The organism is Imperialibacter sp. (genome assembly GCF_040222815.1).
Lineage (GTDB): Bacteria > Bacteroidota > Bacteroidia > Cytophagales > Cyclobacteriaceae > Imperialibacter.
The window spans coordinates 1-13,994 of record NZ_JAVKCH010000028.1 but is presented as its reverse complement, the minus strand read 5'-3'; the positions used below and the strand labels follow the sequence as shown (position 1 = coordinate 13,994).

The following is a 13,994-nucleotide window of genomic DNA, read 5'->3' as shown; positions in this document are numbered from 1 at the left end:
TCTTAATTTACCTTGAACCCTAAGAAACACCACCTACATGAACCCACTTAACAGACGATCCTTCCTCACCAAGTCCGCCGCCGGAGCGCTTGGCCTCACTATTCTACCCAACCTCATTTCCAAAGCAGCTCCAAGCGATAAATTGCGGGTAGCCCATATTGGCTTGGGCGGAATGGGTAACAACCACATGAACTGGTTTGCCAAGCTGCCGGATGTAGACATTGTGGCGCTATGCGACCTGGACGAGGAACACCTCAACTCCACTTTCAAAACGCTACAGGGACTTGTGCCGAATACGAAAGCCAAGTTGTATGGTGACTTCCGCAAGGTTCTCGACGATAAAGAAATAGACGCCATCACCGTGGCCACGCCTGATCACTGGCATGCGCAAATAGCGACTATGGCCTTTCAGGCTGGCAAGGATGTGTATGGTGAAAAACCCCTCTCTTACGACATTGCCGAGGGGCAGATCATGCTGAAAACCCTGAAGAAGGAAAAGAAAATATTCCAGCTCGGGACACAGATACATGCTGGTGACAACTACCATCGGGTGGCAGAGATTATCAAATCTGGAGCTATTGGGGATGTGCATACGGTTCGCTTATGGAAAACCGGTGGGTCGCCTGACCTGGGCAATCCGAGTCCTTCTACTCCGCCGAGTACTTTCAACTACGACATGTGGCTTGGCCCTGCACCCAAAGTGCCTTATATCAAAGAAAGAACACACTTCACTTACCGATACTTTATGGACTATTCGGGTGGAGTTTTTGCTGACTTCTGGTGCCATATTGCCGACATTGTCTGGTGGTCGATTGAGCCAAAAGGATTGACCTCAGTAGCTGCAAAGGGAGAGAAGCCCGTAGGAATTGCCGATGCACCGAAGTGGCTGGATGCCGAAATGCAATTTGACGGACTGAAACTCCACTGGACGACCGAGCCACCTAACGTGCCTGGTGCCAAAGACAGAGGCATCGGTGCTTACTTTGAAGGTAGCAAAGGAACATTGATCTGTGACTATGGCTCCATGGAAATCACTATCAATGGCGAAACCGTAAAAGACATTCCTGACGTACCCAAAACCATTGTACGCTCTCCCGGTCATCAGCAGAATTTTGTTGACGCTGTGAAGGCACGCACACAGCCGGAGTCTAACCTGGAATATGCCAGGGCCATGACATTACCCATGCACCTGGCGCTAATTAGCTACAGGCTGGGAAGGCCGTTGCAGTGGAATGCCAAGAGGGAGCAATTTGTTGGTGATGCCGAAGCCAATGGCTATCTGTCGAGGGAGTATAGGAAAGAGTGGAATTTTATAAAGTAGGTGAGAGTGATTGGTCTTGGAAATTCTCTTGGCTCCCTTTAGGCAGGGGTAAACCGAGAGAATTTTCAAAGCCTTCGTTTTACCCTGACCGTAAAGGGAATCGAAGGCTTTTAAGCCACGACATTTGCTTTGGAAAAATCGAAGCTGGCCTCCCACAAATTAGTGCGTTTTGGACATTCTGTATGTTTAGAAGGAAATAGTTGTTGAAGCCCCACACTCTGTAGGCTGGGGCAATGGGGCTTTTGAAATTTAATTTTTATAAAAATTAATGGCAAACACCATGAACACCAGAAGAACTTTCCTCAAAAATACCAGTGCCTCCGTGGCCGGTGCCACGCTGCTCGGTTCAAGCGCCTTCACTACCTGGGCGAACCCAATACCTTTGCAAGGAGACCTTACCATCCAGCAGGTCATCGATCAGATCATTGCTACCATTCCGGGAGGGAAGCTGGATCAGACCGTGGACACCATCAAGCAGGGCGATGGCTCTCAAAAGTGTACTGGCGTGGTCACCACTTTTATGGACAATGCCGAAGTCATCAAAAAGGCTGCCGATTTGGGTGCCAACTTCATCATCAGCCACGAGCCAACCTTCTACAACCACCTCGACAATACCGATTGGCTGGAGAATGACCCCGTGTACCAGTACAAGAAAAAGCTGATTGCTGACAATGGCATTGTGGTATGGCGCTTCCACGACTACTGGCACCGCCACCGTCCCGATGGAATTACTGAAGGATTTCTGGAAGAAACTAATTGGAAGAAATACCAGAGTAAGGACAGCGAAAAGCCCAATTTGGTTACGATACCAAATGCTTCCGTGAAAGATGTTGCCATTGAGCTAAAGAAAAAACTGGATTTGAAGCGGCCATTTATTGTGGGCGATGCCTCTATGAAAGTGAGCAAAGTGGGCCTGCGGCTGGGGGCTTCCGGTGGTGCAAGTCAAATCAGCATGCTGAGCAAAGAAGACATTGAGCTGCTGGTGGTGGGAGAGATCAACGAATGGGAAACGGCAGAGTATGTGCGGGATGCTCAGACGGCAGGTATTCGCAAGGCCCTCATCATCTTAGGACACCAGCGCAGCGAAGAGCCGGGCATGAAATACATGGTGGGCTGGATGAACAAGAAGTTTCCGGGACTTAAGACAACCCATGTGGTGGCAGGGGATTCTTTTCAGGCTGTTTAGATTGAAAAGAATCTGAAGGTTGCCCTGGGTTAAATCCTGACCAAACCCGCATTTTTTTAAGCTCCAAACTGGCGTAAGTGGTGGTCGGTGTGCTTGTAGGCAAAAATGCCAATTTGCTCTCTTGTCATTTGTCCAAAGAAATCGTGGATAAAGTCGGGGTTATCAAAATGCCCATATTCAGCGATTCGTTCTACCCAGACCTTTTTTTGAAATTCCACATCTCCGGTTTTTTCTTTTATCACAAAGTCCCGACCTGCCGGTATGTTTTTCTTCATTGGCTGGTCGTCTTTTACATTGCTGCGTAGCGCCATTTTACCAAAGATTCGCCCCAATAGCTCCTGTTTATAAACCGGCTTGTGAGTGCCAAGTACCCACTCGGCCCACTTTGTAGAATGCTTCAGCATTTGAAATACATTCATTTTGCCCCATTGAGCCACGCTTGTATCGGAAATTGTGTTGATCCTGCCGATTAACTCCGCCTGGACTTTTTCGTCAAATACTGTTTTCATATCCGCTACTCAGTTGTGGTGAAGTTACTTTTTGGCTGCAACGAGAACCAGTTGCCCGAATCGTCTTTGAATTGCGCTTCAACTCCATAAAACTCTTCGGTAGGTGCTTTCAGGAATTCGACCCCCTTGGATTTCAGCTCCTCGTAAGTAGCGTAAATGTCGTTGCATTCAAATACACCGTTGTTGAGCTTGCCTTTCTGCAGAAGTTCCAGCATGATGTTAGCGGTTTCTTCAGGATACATTTTCCCTACAGTAATGGGGAAAAGGACAATCTCCAGGTTCGGCTGGTCAGGTGGCGACACTGTGAGCCAGCGGGTGTCCTTTCCCATGGGCATGTCATCCACTACTTTAAAGCCAAGTTTGTTGGTGTAGAAATCGTAAGCGTTGTCCTGGTTACGGACAAAAATGGTGGTGTGTGAAAGTCTCGTGATCATATTTTGCGTGTTGATGCTGACGCAAATAAGGTAATAAATTAGTCAGTCATTTCTCGAAAATTGCTATTCTCATCCCAGCCGTTGTTGGAAATAAAGCATCCAGGCACAAATTTCAAAGGTGCCTTTTTTCTGGCTTTTTTTGCCTCCTCGTGCTGTTTCAGAAAGACAGAAGGCGTGGATCCAGTCACTTTCTTGAACAACCCACTGAAGGAGCTGAGGCTTTCGAATCCAACCGACGAGCAGGTGTCTGATACAGATTTCTCAGCTTGCAAAAGCGCTTTTGCCTTCTCTATACGCACCGCTATCAGGTACTTATTGGGTGTTTTTCCATAGATACTCTTGAAAAGCCTGATGAAATGAAATTTGGAGAAATAGGCCTCATCAGCAATGTTGTCTACATTAATCCGGTCGTGGTAGTTGTTGTCAATGAATAGCTTGGCTCGCACCACACGACGATACATATGCACTCCCGGATATTGATCTGTTGTCATCGGAGGTTTTTCTAAGGTTAAAGTACCGGTTGGTGGTAGATGTCACAAACAATAGGGCGTAAAAGTGGAAGTTTGCACCATTTTCCTCCTGAATTGGAATGGGCGTGGGGCTTAGGTAGACGTAGAAGTGCCGTTTAAGTGGAGAAACGGAAGGAGGTGGGTGGGCTATTCTTGCAGAGTTTTTTGAATCTGTATTTTTCATACAATATTTGCCTTCCAATTATCTCCAACCCATTGAAAGACATCCACGGCAAAGCCATCGTTGACTACTACCAGGGCAAAGCCTACAGCCCATTGATATTGCACACTTCCTACGGGAGCTCGGAAGAGATGCCTGTCGAGGTTTTCTTCAGGGAGGAGGAAGACCTGAGCGTCCTTGATCTGCTTGCCTTGATTGAATGTAAAGGTAAAGTGCTAGACCTGGGAGCCGGAGCAGGGGTCCACTCACTTATTCTGGCCTCTCGTGGGTTTGACGTGTGCGCCCTAGAGAATTCACCGGCGTGTGTGGAGGTGATGAAGCAATCAGGTGTAGAGCAGGTAATCAATGACGACTACCGCAAACACAAGGGAAAGTATGACACCGTACTAATACTTATGAACGGATTGGGCCTGGCGGGTAAAATGGCGGGCGTGAAGCCACTGCTGGAGCACTGTATGAAGCTGCTGAAGAAAGGTGGGCAAATCCTGGTCGATTCCTCAGACATAAGCTATCTCTACGAGTTGAGCATTCCCAAACCTGAGGGCTACTACGGTGAGATTAGCTACAAGTATGAATACAAAGGAGTAGAAGGTGACTGGTTCGACTGGGTGTATGTCGACCAGGAAACGCTCGCCGGGATTGTTGCCGAGATGGGTTTGACACTGGAAATACTGCATACGGACGAAAGCGACCAGTATCTGGCGAGGATTACTAAGTAGCGACCGGCGTAGTTTGTGCCAACGATGGGCTGTGGTGGTGTTATTTCACCAAATCAAAGCCATTTTTTCTCAGTACTTTGCTCAGGTAGGCAGTGTCTTCAATGACCTTGTTGTAGATCCATGTGTAGTGGGTTTGGTTCCACATGAGCTGTTTGGCGTCATTCTCACCGATCAGCATGGCCATACTCCTGTACTCCAGATAGCACACAATCAGGTGGAGGTAGGTGGAGTACTCGTCTCTGGCACCGGCAGCATTTTGATAAGGCACCTCTTTGTACTTTTTTTTGAAGGCATCAATAGCCGCCTTTTCTGCATCAGGTTTCTTGTCGACATACCAATGTAGCTGCTCATGAACAAAGGTGTCGAGAATATCTGTTTTATCGCTGGAGCGAGTATTGAGCGTAAGCACGGGATGACTGTGGGGGATGGCCATTTGTTCGATCACTACCTGGCGGGTAAATACCCACTGGCTAAGGTCATAGTCCGATAGCACTTCTTGTAGCAGCCTGGCGGTAGCCTTCTCCCGGTCACTGTCGTTTTTCGTGGTGATTTCTACATGTGGTGTTTGAGCCGATAACCCTGAGTAGCCGACGACAAGTAAGAGGAACAGATACTTTTTCATCATTTTTTTAGATCGAAGGTAAGGAGCGGTGATAAGTTTGTATTGGAAAAAACGGAAATGCACCACTATGAGAAGAGTTTTTCAGGGCTGGTGCCTACGAGCTTGTGGTAGTCGGAAATCATATGAGATTGGTCGTAATAACCTGAAGCATGGGCAATACTTGCCCAGTTCTGCTGCTGATTGTTTTGGAGCAGCGAAGAGGTAAACCTCTCGATTTGAGTCACCATTTTAGGAGAATGGCCAATATGTGCCAGCACAAGATTTCGCAAATGCCGGTCAGAATAACCAAGCTTTTCTGCTACCGTTGCCAGCCGGAGCTGAGCCAACGGATCGGCCAGTTGGTTGTAAAATGCCTTTACTACCGGGTGCACGCCAGGCAGGCCTTTTGATACACTCAATAGAAACGACTCAAGGCACCTGGCAAATTCAGGGACATCGAAACGCAGCGCATTCATCGTCAACTGGTCAAATACCCCTGCCCGATACCCCTTTAACACGTGACAGGCTTCTGTCGATTGATTTTTCAGGGCGTCAAGTGGCATAGCCACAAAGGGCGCCAGTCCTCCTGGCTTGAATGTGCAGATGAAGGTGAAGAGGCGATTTCGCCTGTTGATCAATATATGTCGAGAGCGGGGCCCAACCAATGAGCACTTGGGGACGACGGTATTCCCTTGCTCAAAAAGGTAGAAAATCAGGTGAGCGCAGTTGTCAGGAAGGATATACCACTGAGTTGTGGTGGCGAATTGACTCTCTTGTAGCAACACAAAATAGTTGCGAACCAGGTGCTGGAGTGGTAGCGAAGGGGCAATGGTCGTTTTGTTGAGTTGGTCGAAGTCTCGCCCAAGCTCGTGCATGTATTGATCATATGTCATTCCGTGTGGCATCTGATTTTTTGAGGCGACCATTTGGGTATTTCTACGCCGGAAGGCTCCCCGATGTTTATTTAGGGACAAATGTTCAAGACTATTCCCTTATTTGTGGGGTGGGGTGACAGGGTTGTTTATTTGCTGAAAGAAGAAGTCTCGACCTAAGCTAGTAAACGGCCGACGGTGTGAGGTTGGGATGCGCCAGAGCTGAATAATTTTTTATAATAGCTTCTTCAAGAAGGCGTCTGGCGTTATAGCGGTAACCTCCGACTTAGTGAAATCGGATATATTCCTGGTTATAACATAGTCAATATCGTTCAGTTTAGCAGAGACCGACTGGATTGCATCCTCGAAATCTCTAAAATTTAGCTGTAAAGCGTGTTTTATGACAGAACGATCAATTCCGACCACATCGAGAATATCCAAAAGATCCTCTATAAATAAAATGGAAGTATCATGACCAATACTTTTTCAGGCAACATAGTATATGTCGGTAACCGAGGTTGCTGAAATATACCCAAATACCTTTTGTTGATCGACTGACTTAAATGCTTCGGAAGAATCTGTGAAGAAGGGGGGCCTTTTGAGGGCAATATCCCGAATGATATTGGTGTCAAACAAAATGCGCATTATTTGTACTTCTCTGCCAGATAGTTGTACCTGGCATCTTCTGGGTCAGTGTCCGGTAAAAATCCAGCCCACTTATCGATAAAACTGGCTGCAGATACCTCTTTTGAAGTGGCGTCATCGTGCTTGACAAGTACTACCTCAACATCTTTATCCAGTAGATGTGATCCAACCGGCACTCTAATGATGCCTTTCTTTGATACACGGGCTTTGAATCTATAGGTAGTCATAACTAATCGAATATATCGAACGGTATATTTAAAAGCAATTGTCGTGCTGGAAAGTTCAGGACGGTGGTGTTCACCTTTGGCTACACTTTCCGTAATGAGTTTGAAGACAACATGATGGAGAACAGGTTTAGAAATTAGGGAGTTGAGAAACGATCAACCAGGGTGAACATGAAGGTGAAAGTGATTTTCGACCCTCTTCACAACTCTCCCACTTTTATCACTTATCCACCAATTTCTTCCCCACCGATAGCTTCTCAATAAAAGCCACCAGCCTGTTTTGTCTGGTCTCTTCCCGCTTGGCGGAGTCAATCCAGCGGATATACTCTTTCTTGTCGGTATAGGATAGCTTTTCGTAAAACGCTGCTGCTTTAGGGTTGTCTTTGAGCAGCCGGGTAGCATCGGCTGGTACTTCTACCACCCTTGGAGCGGTGTCTTCTTGCAGTTCCACGGCTACTTTGTCGCCGAAGGATTTGCTCAGGTCGTTGCGTAAGGCTTTTGTCAGGCCCAGCATGTGGAAGCCAAGGCCCATATTGGCCAGGCTCCCCCGATAGGTTACTCTGCCGTCAAACACCGCCACAATTTTTACCTGACCCTTTTTAGCAAACACCTCTTCGGTGCTGTATGGAAATTCAACATAGGCTGCATCTATGTTTCCATGCTTTTGAATGATGGCTTCGAAAGTGAATTTTTGTGGTTTTGTCATGAGTCGATGTTAAAGATGTCGTGCCCACAGCAGCGCTGGTGGCACGACGTCTGTTCAGGGAATTTTCTTCTAACTGTATAGACTGCAAAAGTTTTGTTAGCTACTCAGGCTTCGCCATGGTCAGCAGCTTCAGCGCAAGGCTCCTCCCGATGCTCGTGGCCTAAACTTTTGTAGTCTGCTCAACCTACACGAGGTTCTTTTTTATAAACTCAAAATCCTTCTTCATCGCTATAATCAGCTCTGCTTCGGTGATATTGGCCTTCACCTGCCCAAGCTCAGCACCTCCCAGGTCGTATTCCTGGTGGACAGAAATGGGCATGTCTGGTGCAAGCACTTTCATTTTGTCAAAATAGTTCTTAAAGTCAACCATTCCTTCTCCCATTGGTACATTCACAATCTCCCACTTGCCGTTCGCCTTCCCCCAATAGAAATCTTTCAGTACGATAGTTTTTATGTCGGGCCTCAGCTGATCAAAACCAAGAGGCCACGAATTGGCGCCTTCCACAAAAGCGTGGCGGATGTCATATTGACTGCCAAGCCAGGGCGAATTCACCTGCTGTAGGATTTGTACAAGGTCCCAAAGAGGCGAGCCAACATTCGCACCGGCAATGTTTTGATAGCCACCCCAAATGCGGTATGCCTTGTTAAGCTCAGCGAGTGATTTCATCTTCTCAGCGTAGAAACTCAAGTTGTCCGCCACGCTCTTTTGGGCGTCATATTTGTACCAACCCATTCGGTAATACCCGAGGCCCAGCTTGCTGGCCGTTTCAAGAATTTCTACCGTGTAGGGGGCATCGGCGTCATCTATCGCCGTGGTGATCATCACAATTTCCTTACCGACTTTTTTCATTGCCTCGGCATATTTAGGCAAGTCGTCCTTTGCCCGCTCCGGCTCCACATGTCCTCCCGGCCGAACCGTAAGGTCAACCCCATCAAAGCCAGATTCAGCCACCATATCAGCCATTTGATTGAGATCTGTCCATTGCAGGGCCTTTGAAAAAATACCGATTTTGTGTTTCCCAACTGTTCTGAAGGGCTGCAGAACGCTCAATTTCTCCTGGGGTTGCCTGGCAGGCAGCGGAGCAGCTTTCAAAAGTTGGTAGCCACCCAAAGGAAGAGTCAGGCTTGCCAGACCTGCTTTTTGCAGGAATGAGCGACGGGAACTATTGGTGGTTTTTGTCATGATTCAAAAGGTTAAAGATGTCGTGCCCACAGTAGCACCGGTGGCACGGCGTCGGTTCAAGAAAGTAATTTTTCTTCAAAGGAAGAAGGCTGTAATGCGTTCTCAACTCCGCCAAACAGCGTCACTTCGAAACGCAGACCCGATATCTTATCGGGACTGAGTGAGAAGTCCCTCTGAAGATCTAGCAATATGGGGACACTGCATTCCAATTGCTTGCTGCTATCAGCATGGGGATATCTCCCTCGTCCCTCGGGTCGATATGACGTTGGTATGGTTAGTGTAGAGGTATCCAAACCAGATTACAGGCCATTCTTTATAAACGCCATATCCTTCTTCATAGCAGCCAGCATTTGGGTTTCGGTGACATTAGCTGTTTTGTGGCCATGTTCCGCACCGCCCAGGTCGTACTCCTGGTGAATGGTGATGGGCATGTTGGCCGGTAAAGTTTTCACCTTCTCGATATAGGCTTTGAAATCCACCATGCCTTCACCGAGAGGAACATTGATCAACTCCCATTTGCCATTGTTTTTACTCCAGTAAAAATCCTTCATCACAATCGTGTTGATGAACGGTTTGATTTGATCGAAACCGAGCGGCCACGAGTTGGCACCTTCAACTACCGCATGGCGGATATCGTACTGGCTGCCTACCCAGGGTGAGTTCACCTGGCGAAGCACCTGCACCAGGTCCCAAACCGGCGAACCAAAGCCTGTGCCAGCGTGGTTTTGGTAGCCTGCTTTGATATTGTTGGCTTTGTTCAGTTTGGCTAAATCTGTCATTCGCTTAGCAAATGCCTTTAGGTTGTCGTCGATGCTTTTCTGCGTGTCATATTTGTACCAGTCCATCCGGTAAAAACCAATGCCCAGCTGGCCCGCTGTTGTGAGAATGTCTTTGGTGTAAGGCTCATCGGCACCACCAATGCTCGTGGTCATCATCACGATTTCCTTGCCCACCTTTTTCATCGCTTCGGCTATTTTTGGCAAGTCGTCCTTTACCCGCTCGGGCTCTACATGCCCACCAGGTCTAACAGTCAGATCGAGTCCGTCAATGCCGCTTTCCGCTACCATATCCGCCATTTGATTCAGCTCCGTCCACTGCAGGGCTTTGGAGAAGACAGCGACTTTGTGTCGCCCAACAGTTTTACTGTCGGCAGTGAAACTTAAAGAGCGTGACTCATCAGCGGAAGGCTTTGCGTGGAGGAATTGATAGCCTGCTAGTGGTAGTGCTAGTCCCGTAAGACCAGCCTTTTGAAGGAAGGAACGACGAGACGAGCTGGGCGAATAGCTTTTGTTCATTTCAGAAGAAGCGGATTTGTGTACGACCAATTTCGGATTTATTGTGTTAAAATCGCTACCGGTCAAAACAAACAATCAACATCGTGACTTGTACATTGCTAGTAAGTAATAAACCTCATGTCTTCATTTTCACTTCGATTAGAGCTTTTGCTTTCCGCCTTGCGCAGAAAGAGGGGGAAGGTATTCCACAACAGCAGAGGAGCAATTAACGGATATGACCCCGTTGTCTATTTTTTGGAGCAAAAGAGCCTTGCAGGCAAAAAGGAAATCAGCTGTTCTTGGAAAGGCGCAAAATGGTGCTTCAGCAGTATGGAGAACAAAGAGAGGTTTGTTGCTGAACCGGAGAAATATGCACCTCAGTTCGGAGGCTTTTGTGCCTATGGCTTACATAACGGTTACAAAATTCATACTGACCCCAACTGCTGGACAATTCACGAAGGGAAGCTCTACCTTAACTACAACGAACGGGTGCAGGGCATATGGCGAATGAATCCGAAAAAGTATATTGAGATAGCCGCTGAAAATTGGGAAAGGTTGAAGGGTAGATATTAGGTGGCGGTGAAGACACCCGCCGCAACGACAGGGTGGCGGTGAAGACACCCGCCACAACTGAATGGTTATTTCACAAATGCTGCCGGGAAAGAATTGAAATCGAACCCCCAGATGGCTGGCAGCACATAATAAGTATAAACGCTGATCAGCACCGTTGCGAAAATATTGAGCCAAACGCCTGCCCTCACCATGTCTTTCATTTGCAGGGTGCCGGAGCCAAACACAATGGCGTTGGGAGCTGTGGCAACGGGTAGCATAAAGGCACACGAAGAGGCAATGGTCATGGGTACCATCAGGCCGTAAGGGTGCACCCCAATGGCCTGCGCCAGTCCTGCGAGGATGGGCAGCATCAGCGTGCAGGTGGCCATGTTTTGTGTGAGCTCGGTCAGGTAGTTGACCAGTGCCACCACGATGAGCAGCATCAGCAAGGGATGCACGTTTTCTAATAGCGTAAGCCGCCCGCCGATCCAGGCGGTGAGGCCGGTTTCCTGGAAGCTGCCAGCCACTGAAAAGGCGCCGCCGAATAGCAGGATTACTTCCCAGGGGAGGCGCTTGGCTGTTTGCCAGTCCATGATCATCTCACCTTTTTTCTCCCGGCCAGGTACCAGAAACAGAACGGTGGCGCCAATCAGGGCAATGCTGGTATCGTTGATTCCCGGAAAGATGGGAGCTATCAGATAAGTCCTGAAAATCCAGGCTATTGCCACAAAAGAGAAAATCGCCATCACCCAGCGCTCCTCATAGCCCATAGGGCCCAATTGCCGAAGTTCGCCATCGATGATTTCTTTGGAGCCTTTTACTTTGATGCTGCTTAGCTTAAAGGCCCGGTGGCTGAGATCCCACCAAAGAAAAGCACCCAAAATTATCGTAAGCGGCAACGCATAGAAAAACCACAGATCGAAGGGGATTTCTGCACCGTAAAACTGACCAGCTGCTTCCACAAAAATAAGATTAGTAGGTGTGCCGACAATGGTCGCAATACCCCCGATGGAGGCTGCGTAGGCAATGGAAATCACCAGCGCTTTGCCAAAATGAGAGGAGGTTGCGTCTTCAGGGTTGTTGAGCAGTTTGGTCAGCTGATCGATAATGCTCAGCGCAATGGGGAGCATCATCATGGTGGTGGCTGTGTTGGAGATCCACATAGAGAGGAAGCCCGTTGCCAGGATGAAGCCCAAAAGGATTTGTTTTTGGTTGGTGCCGGTGCGCTTGATAATATTGAGTGCGATGCGGCGATGGAGATTCCACTTTTCCATCGCCAAAGCGATGATAAAGCCCGCAATGAACAAGTAAATGATATTGTTGGAGTAGTAGCCGGTTATCGAGGAAACTGGCATGGCACCGGTGGCGGAAAAGAGCAAAATAGGGAGGAGGGAAGTGATGGCGATGGGCACGGCTTCGGTGAGCCACCAGAGGGCAATCCAAACGGTGCAGGCCACAACTGTCCAGGCTTTTGGCTCCATGTCGGGCGGGCCACCTATCAGCAACAAAATAACAAAAAGACACGGCCCCAGAATAATAAATGGTCGCTTAGAGGCTAGCAAGCCCTTCAGGTCAATGTTCATGGCTGAAAAGATAGGAAGGGCAGGGGAGAAAGGAAAGAGGATTTGGGAGGACGAAGGAGGAAGACCGTAGACCGAAGTAGGAAGGACACCGATATTCGGATATTCATACACTCAGATGTTCAGATAGGTGACGAAAGTGAACAGAGAGCAAACGGCAACTGATGCTAAACGGTTCTTGCATGATGTTGGGAGACTGTTCAGAAAAGTGTGTCATAAGTATAAGTAAAAATAAAGTGAGAACTTATGACAGAAATGGAATCAAAGAAACCACCTCGGAGTGAGTTGGAGCAACTTTTCGAGGAAGCATTACAGACACTTAAGTCAGGTAAAAAGCTTGAAGGGGCTGACGGGGCTATAACGCCGATAATAAAACGGCTTCTAGAAGTTAGCCTGGAAGGTGAGATGGATAATCATCTAGCTGAAGGGCGCCCAAATCGACGTAATGGTCATGGGAAGAAGAAGTTAAAGACGAGCTTTGGTGATGTTAATGTGGAAACTCCCAGGGATCGTGATGCGACATTCAGCCCAGAGCTGGTCCCCAAACGTCAACGGAGTTTAGGCCCTAGCTTAGAGAGTAAAATTCTACATCTGTATTCGCTGGGGATGAGCTACCGAGATATTTCTGACCACATCTATGAGATGTATGGAATGGAGTTGTCAGCAGCTCAGCTAACAACGATAACCGACCGCATATGGCCTGAGATAGAAGAATGGCGTAACCGGCCACTGGATCGTGTTTACCCTTTTGTTTGGCTGGATGCCCTTTTCTATAAAGTCCGCCAGGATGGTCAAATACGAAGCATGGCAGCTTATTTGGTACTAGGGATGAACAAGGATGGAGAAAAGGACTTGCTAGGCATTTATTTATCGGAGAGTGAGAGTTCTAAATTTTGGATGCAAGTGCTTAGTGACCTTCAAATTCGTGGAGTAGAAGATATATTAATTGCCTGTATTGATAACTTGAAAGGGTTTCGGGAGGCCATTATGGCTATGTTTCCAAAGACCGACGTGCAGTTGTGTATTGTTCACCAGATCAGAAACTCCATCAAGTATGTACCTGATAGCGATAGGAAAGAGGTCATTAGAGATATGAAATCGATCTATAAGGCCAATAACTATGAATTAGCAGAACAATCGCTGGAGCAATTTGAGATTAAATGGGGGAAGAAATACCCAGCAATGATCCGATCCTGGAAGAACAATTGGGAAGGCTTAACAAGCTTTTATAACTATCCAGAGGAGATTAGGCATATAATGTACACTACTAACTCTATTGAAGGGTTTAATAGGCAAATAAGGAAAGCCACCAAAGCTAAGGGTGCTTTACCATCTGAAAGAGCCTTATATAAACTCCTTTATTTAGTCAGTTCGAAGGTTCAAAAGAAATGGTCCAGACCGGTATCATGGACCAAGGTGATAAGTATACTAACTATGACATATCCCGAAAGACTTGAACCCAACTTTTAAAAAATGACACACTTAACTGAACATAACC

15 protein-coding genes and 1 pseudogene are annotated in these 13,994 nt (G+C 47.5%); 5 read left to right on the top strand and 11 right to left on the bottom strand.

What is annotated here, in order from left to right; translation table 11 throughout:
* Nucleotides 1–37: 37 nt before the first annotated feature.
* Together RIF36_RS15830 and RIF36_RS15825 are read left to right on the top strand one after the other, a co-directional pair.
* Complete coding sequence (locus RIF36_RS15830; protein WP_350118839.1) at nucleotides 38–1,321, top strand: Gfo/Idh/MocA family protein; 1,284 nt, start codon at nucleotides 38–40, stop codon at nucleotides 1,319–1,321.
* A 280-nt stretch (nucleotides 1,322–1,601) separates the two neighbouring features.
* Nucleotides 1,602–2,507, top strand: a complete 906-nt coding sequence (locus RIF36_RS15825; RefSeq protein WP_350118836.1) for a Nif3-like dinuclear metal center hexameric protein — start codon at nucleotides 1,602–1,604, stop codon at nucleotides 2,505–2,507.
* Between the two features lie 56 nt (nucleotides 2,508–2,563).
* On the opposite strand, the gene RIF36_RS15820 is transcribed toward RIF36_RS15825, so the two are convergent.
* The 3 genes from RIF36_RS15820 to RIF36_RS15810 are packed head-to-tail and all read right to left on the bottom strand — an operon-like array spanning nucleotide 2,564 to nucleotide 3,941.
* On the bottom strand, nucleotides 2,564–3,016 hold the full coding sequence (locus tag RIF36_RS15820; RefSeq protein WP_350118834.1) for a DUF1569 domain-containing protein: 453 nt from the start codon (nucleotides 3,014–3,016) through the stop codon (nucleotides 2,564–2,566).
* Nucleotides 3,017–3,021: 5 nt separating this feature from the next.
* Nucleotides 3,022–3,450, bottom strand: coding sequence for a VOC family protein (locus RIF36_RS15815; protein WP_350118831.1), 429 nt, complete (start codon nucleotides 3,448–3,450; stop codon nucleotides 3,022–3,024).
* Nucleotides 3,451–3,488: 38 nt separating this feature from the next.
* Nucleotides 3,489–3,941, bottom strand: coding sequence for a helix-turn-helix domain-containing protein (locus tag RIF36_RS15810; RefSeq protein WP_350118828.1), 453 nt, complete (start codon nucleotides 3,939–3,941; stop codon nucleotides 3,489–3,491).
* Nucleotides 3,942–4,079: 138 nt separating this feature from the next.
* Here RIF36_RS15810 and RIF36_RS15805 point away from each other — a divergent pair, with 138 nt between their 5' ends.
* A complete protein-coding gene (locus tag RIF36_RS15805) occupies nucleotides 4,080–4,859 on the top strand; it encodes a class I SAM-dependent methyltransferase (protein WP_350118825.1) in 780 nt (259 codons plus the stop codon).
* Nucleotides 4,860–4,899: 40 nt separating this feature from the next.
* Here the strand turns inward: RIF36_RS15805 and RIF36_RS15800 are convergent, their stop codons facing one another.
* From RIF36_RS15800 to RIF36_RS15770, 7 genes and pseudogenes are all read right to left on the bottom strand, one after another.
* The gene (locus RIF36_RS15800; protein WP_350118822.1) at nucleotides 4,900–5,484 is read right to left on the bottom strand and encodes a hypothetical protein; all 585 of its coding nucleotides are present in this window, start codon (nucleotides 5,482–5,484) and stop codon (nucleotides 4,900–4,902) included.
* Nucleotides 5,485–5,546: 62 nt separating this feature from the next.
* Complete coding sequence (locus RIF36_RS15795; RefSeq protein ID WP_350118819.1) at nucleotides 5,547–6,353, bottom strand: DUF6597 domain-containing transcriptional factor; 807 nt, start codon at nucleotides 6,351–6,353, stop codon at nucleotides 5,547–5,549.
* A 213-nt stretch (nucleotides 6,354–6,566) separates the two neighbouring features.
* Nucleotides 6,567–6,977, bottom strand: a pseudogene (locus tag RIF36_RS28445) (type II toxin-antitoxin system VapC family toxin).
* A complete protein-coding gene (locus RIF36_RS15785) occupies nucleotides 6,977–7,204 on the bottom strand; it encodes a hypothetical protein (RefSeq protein WP_350076468.1) in 228 nt (75 codons plus the stop codon). The pseudogene RIF36_RS28445 and the gene RIF36_RS15785 overlap by 1 nt, the downstream one beginning before the upstream one ends.
* 217 nt (nucleotides 7,205–7,421) lie before the next feature.
* Nucleotides 7,422–7,907 carry a YdeI/OmpD-associated family protein gene (locus RIF36_RS15780; protein ID WP_350118813.1) on the bottom strand — a complete coding sequence of 162 codons (486 nt, stop codon included), beginning with the start codon at nucleotides 7,905–7,907 and terminating at the stop codon, nucleotides 7,422–7,424.
* Between the two features lie 184 nt (nucleotides 7,908–8,091).
* A complete protein-coding gene (locus tag RIF36_RS15775; protein ID WP_350118810.1) occupies nucleotides 8,092–9,090 on the bottom strand; it encodes a sugar phosphate isomerase/epimerase family protein in 999 nt (332 codons plus the stop codon).
* A 299-nt stretch (nucleotides 9,091–9,389) separates the two neighbouring features.
* Entirely contained in the window at nucleotides 9,390–10,385 is a 996-nt protein-coding gene (locus RIF36_RS15770; RefSeq protein WP_350118807.1) for a sugar phosphate isomerase/epimerase family protein, read from the bottom strand.
* A 117-nt stretch (nucleotides 10,386–10,502) separates the two neighbouring features.
* Between RIF36_RS15770 and RIF36_RS15765 the strand changes: the two genes are divergently transcribed.
* The gene (locus RIF36_RS15765) at nucleotides 10,503–10,937 is read left to right on the top strand and encodes a YHS domain-containing (seleno)protein (RefSeq protein ID WP_350087273.1); all 435 of its coding nucleotides are present in this window, start codon (nucleotides 10,503–10,505) and stop codon (nucleotides 10,935–10,937) included.
* A 65-nt stretch (nucleotides 10,938–11,002) separates the two neighbouring features.
* On the opposite strand, the gene RIF36_RS15760 is transcribed toward RIF36_RS15765, so the two are convergent.
* Complete coding sequence (locus RIF36_RS15760; RefSeq protein ID WP_350087276.1) at nucleotides 11,003–12,499, bottom strand: SLC13 family permease; 1,497 nt, start codon at nucleotides 12,497–12,499, stop codon at nucleotides 11,003–11,005.
* Nucleotides 12,500–12,742: 243 nt separating this feature from the next.
* Here RIF36_RS15760 and RIF36_RS15755 point away from each other — a divergent pair, with 243 nt between their 5' ends.
* Complete coding sequence (locus RIF36_RS15755) at nucleotides 12,743–13,966, top strand: IS256 family transposase (protein WP_350118804.1); 1,224 nt, start codon at nucleotides 12,743–12,745, stop codon at nucleotides 13,964–13,966.
* Nucleotides 13,967–13,994: the final 28 nt, after the last annotated feature.

Excerpts from the sequence above, each read along its gene's own strand:
- RIF36_RS15815 (WP_350118831.1), bottom strand. The coding sequence starts at position 3,450 with ATGATCACGAGACTTTCACACACCACCATTTTTGTCCGTAACCAGGAC.
- RIF36_RS15785 (WP_350076468.1), bottom strand. The coding sequence starts at position 7,204 with ATGACTACCTATAGATTCAAAGCCCGTGTATCAAAGAAAGGCATCATT.
- RIF36_RS15825 (WP_350118836.1), top strand. The coding sequence starts at position 1,602 with ATGAACACCAGAAGAACTTTCCTCAAAAATACCAGTGCCTCCGTGGCC.
- RIF36_RS15800 (WP_350118822.1), bottom strand. The coding sequence starts at position 5,484 with ATGATGAAAAAGTATCTGTTCCTCTTACTTGTCGTCGGCTACTCAGGG.
- RIF36_RS15755 (WP_350118804.1), top strand. The coding sequence starts at position 12,743 with ATGACAGAAATGGAATCAAAGAAACCACCTCGGAGTGAGTTGGAGCAA.
- RIF36_RS15795 (WP_350118819.1), bottom strand. The coding sequence starts at position 6,353 with ATGACATATGATCAATACATGCACGAGCTTGGGCGAGACTTCGACCAA.
- RIF36_RS15820 (WP_350118834.1), bottom strand. The coding sequence starts at position 3,016 with ATGAAAACAGTATTTGACGAAAAAGTCCAGGCGGAGTTAATCGGCAGG.
- RIF36_RS15780 (WP_350118813.1), bottom strand. The coding sequence starts at position 7,907 with ATGACAAAACCACAAAAATTCACTTTCGAAGCCATCATTCAAAAGCAT.
- RIF36_RS15830 (WP_350118839.1), top strand. The coding sequence starts at position 38 with ATGAACCCACTTAACAGACGATCCTTCCTCACCAAGTCCGCCGCCGGA.
- RIF36_RS15760 (WP_350087276.1), bottom strand. The coding sequence starts at position 12,499 with ATGAACATTGACCTGAAGGGCTTGCTAGCCTCTAAGCGACCATTTATT.
- RIF36_RS15770 (WP_350118807.1), bottom strand. The coding sequence starts at position 10,385 with ATGAACAAAAGCTATTCGCCCAGCTCGTCTCGTCGTTCCTTCCTTCAA.
- RIF36_RS15810 (WP_350118828.1), bottom strand. The coding sequence starts at position 3,941 with ATGACAACAGATCAATATCCGGGAGTGCATATGTATCGTCGTGTGGTG.
- RIF36_RS15775 (WP_350118810.1), bottom strand. The coding sequence starts at position 9,090 with ATGACAAAAACCACCAATAGTTCCCGTCGCTCATTCCTGCAAAAAGCA.
- RIF36_RS15765 (WP_350087273.1), top strand. The coding sequence starts at position 10,503 with ATGTCTTCATTTTCACTTCGATTAGAGCTTTTGCTTTCCGCCTTGCGC.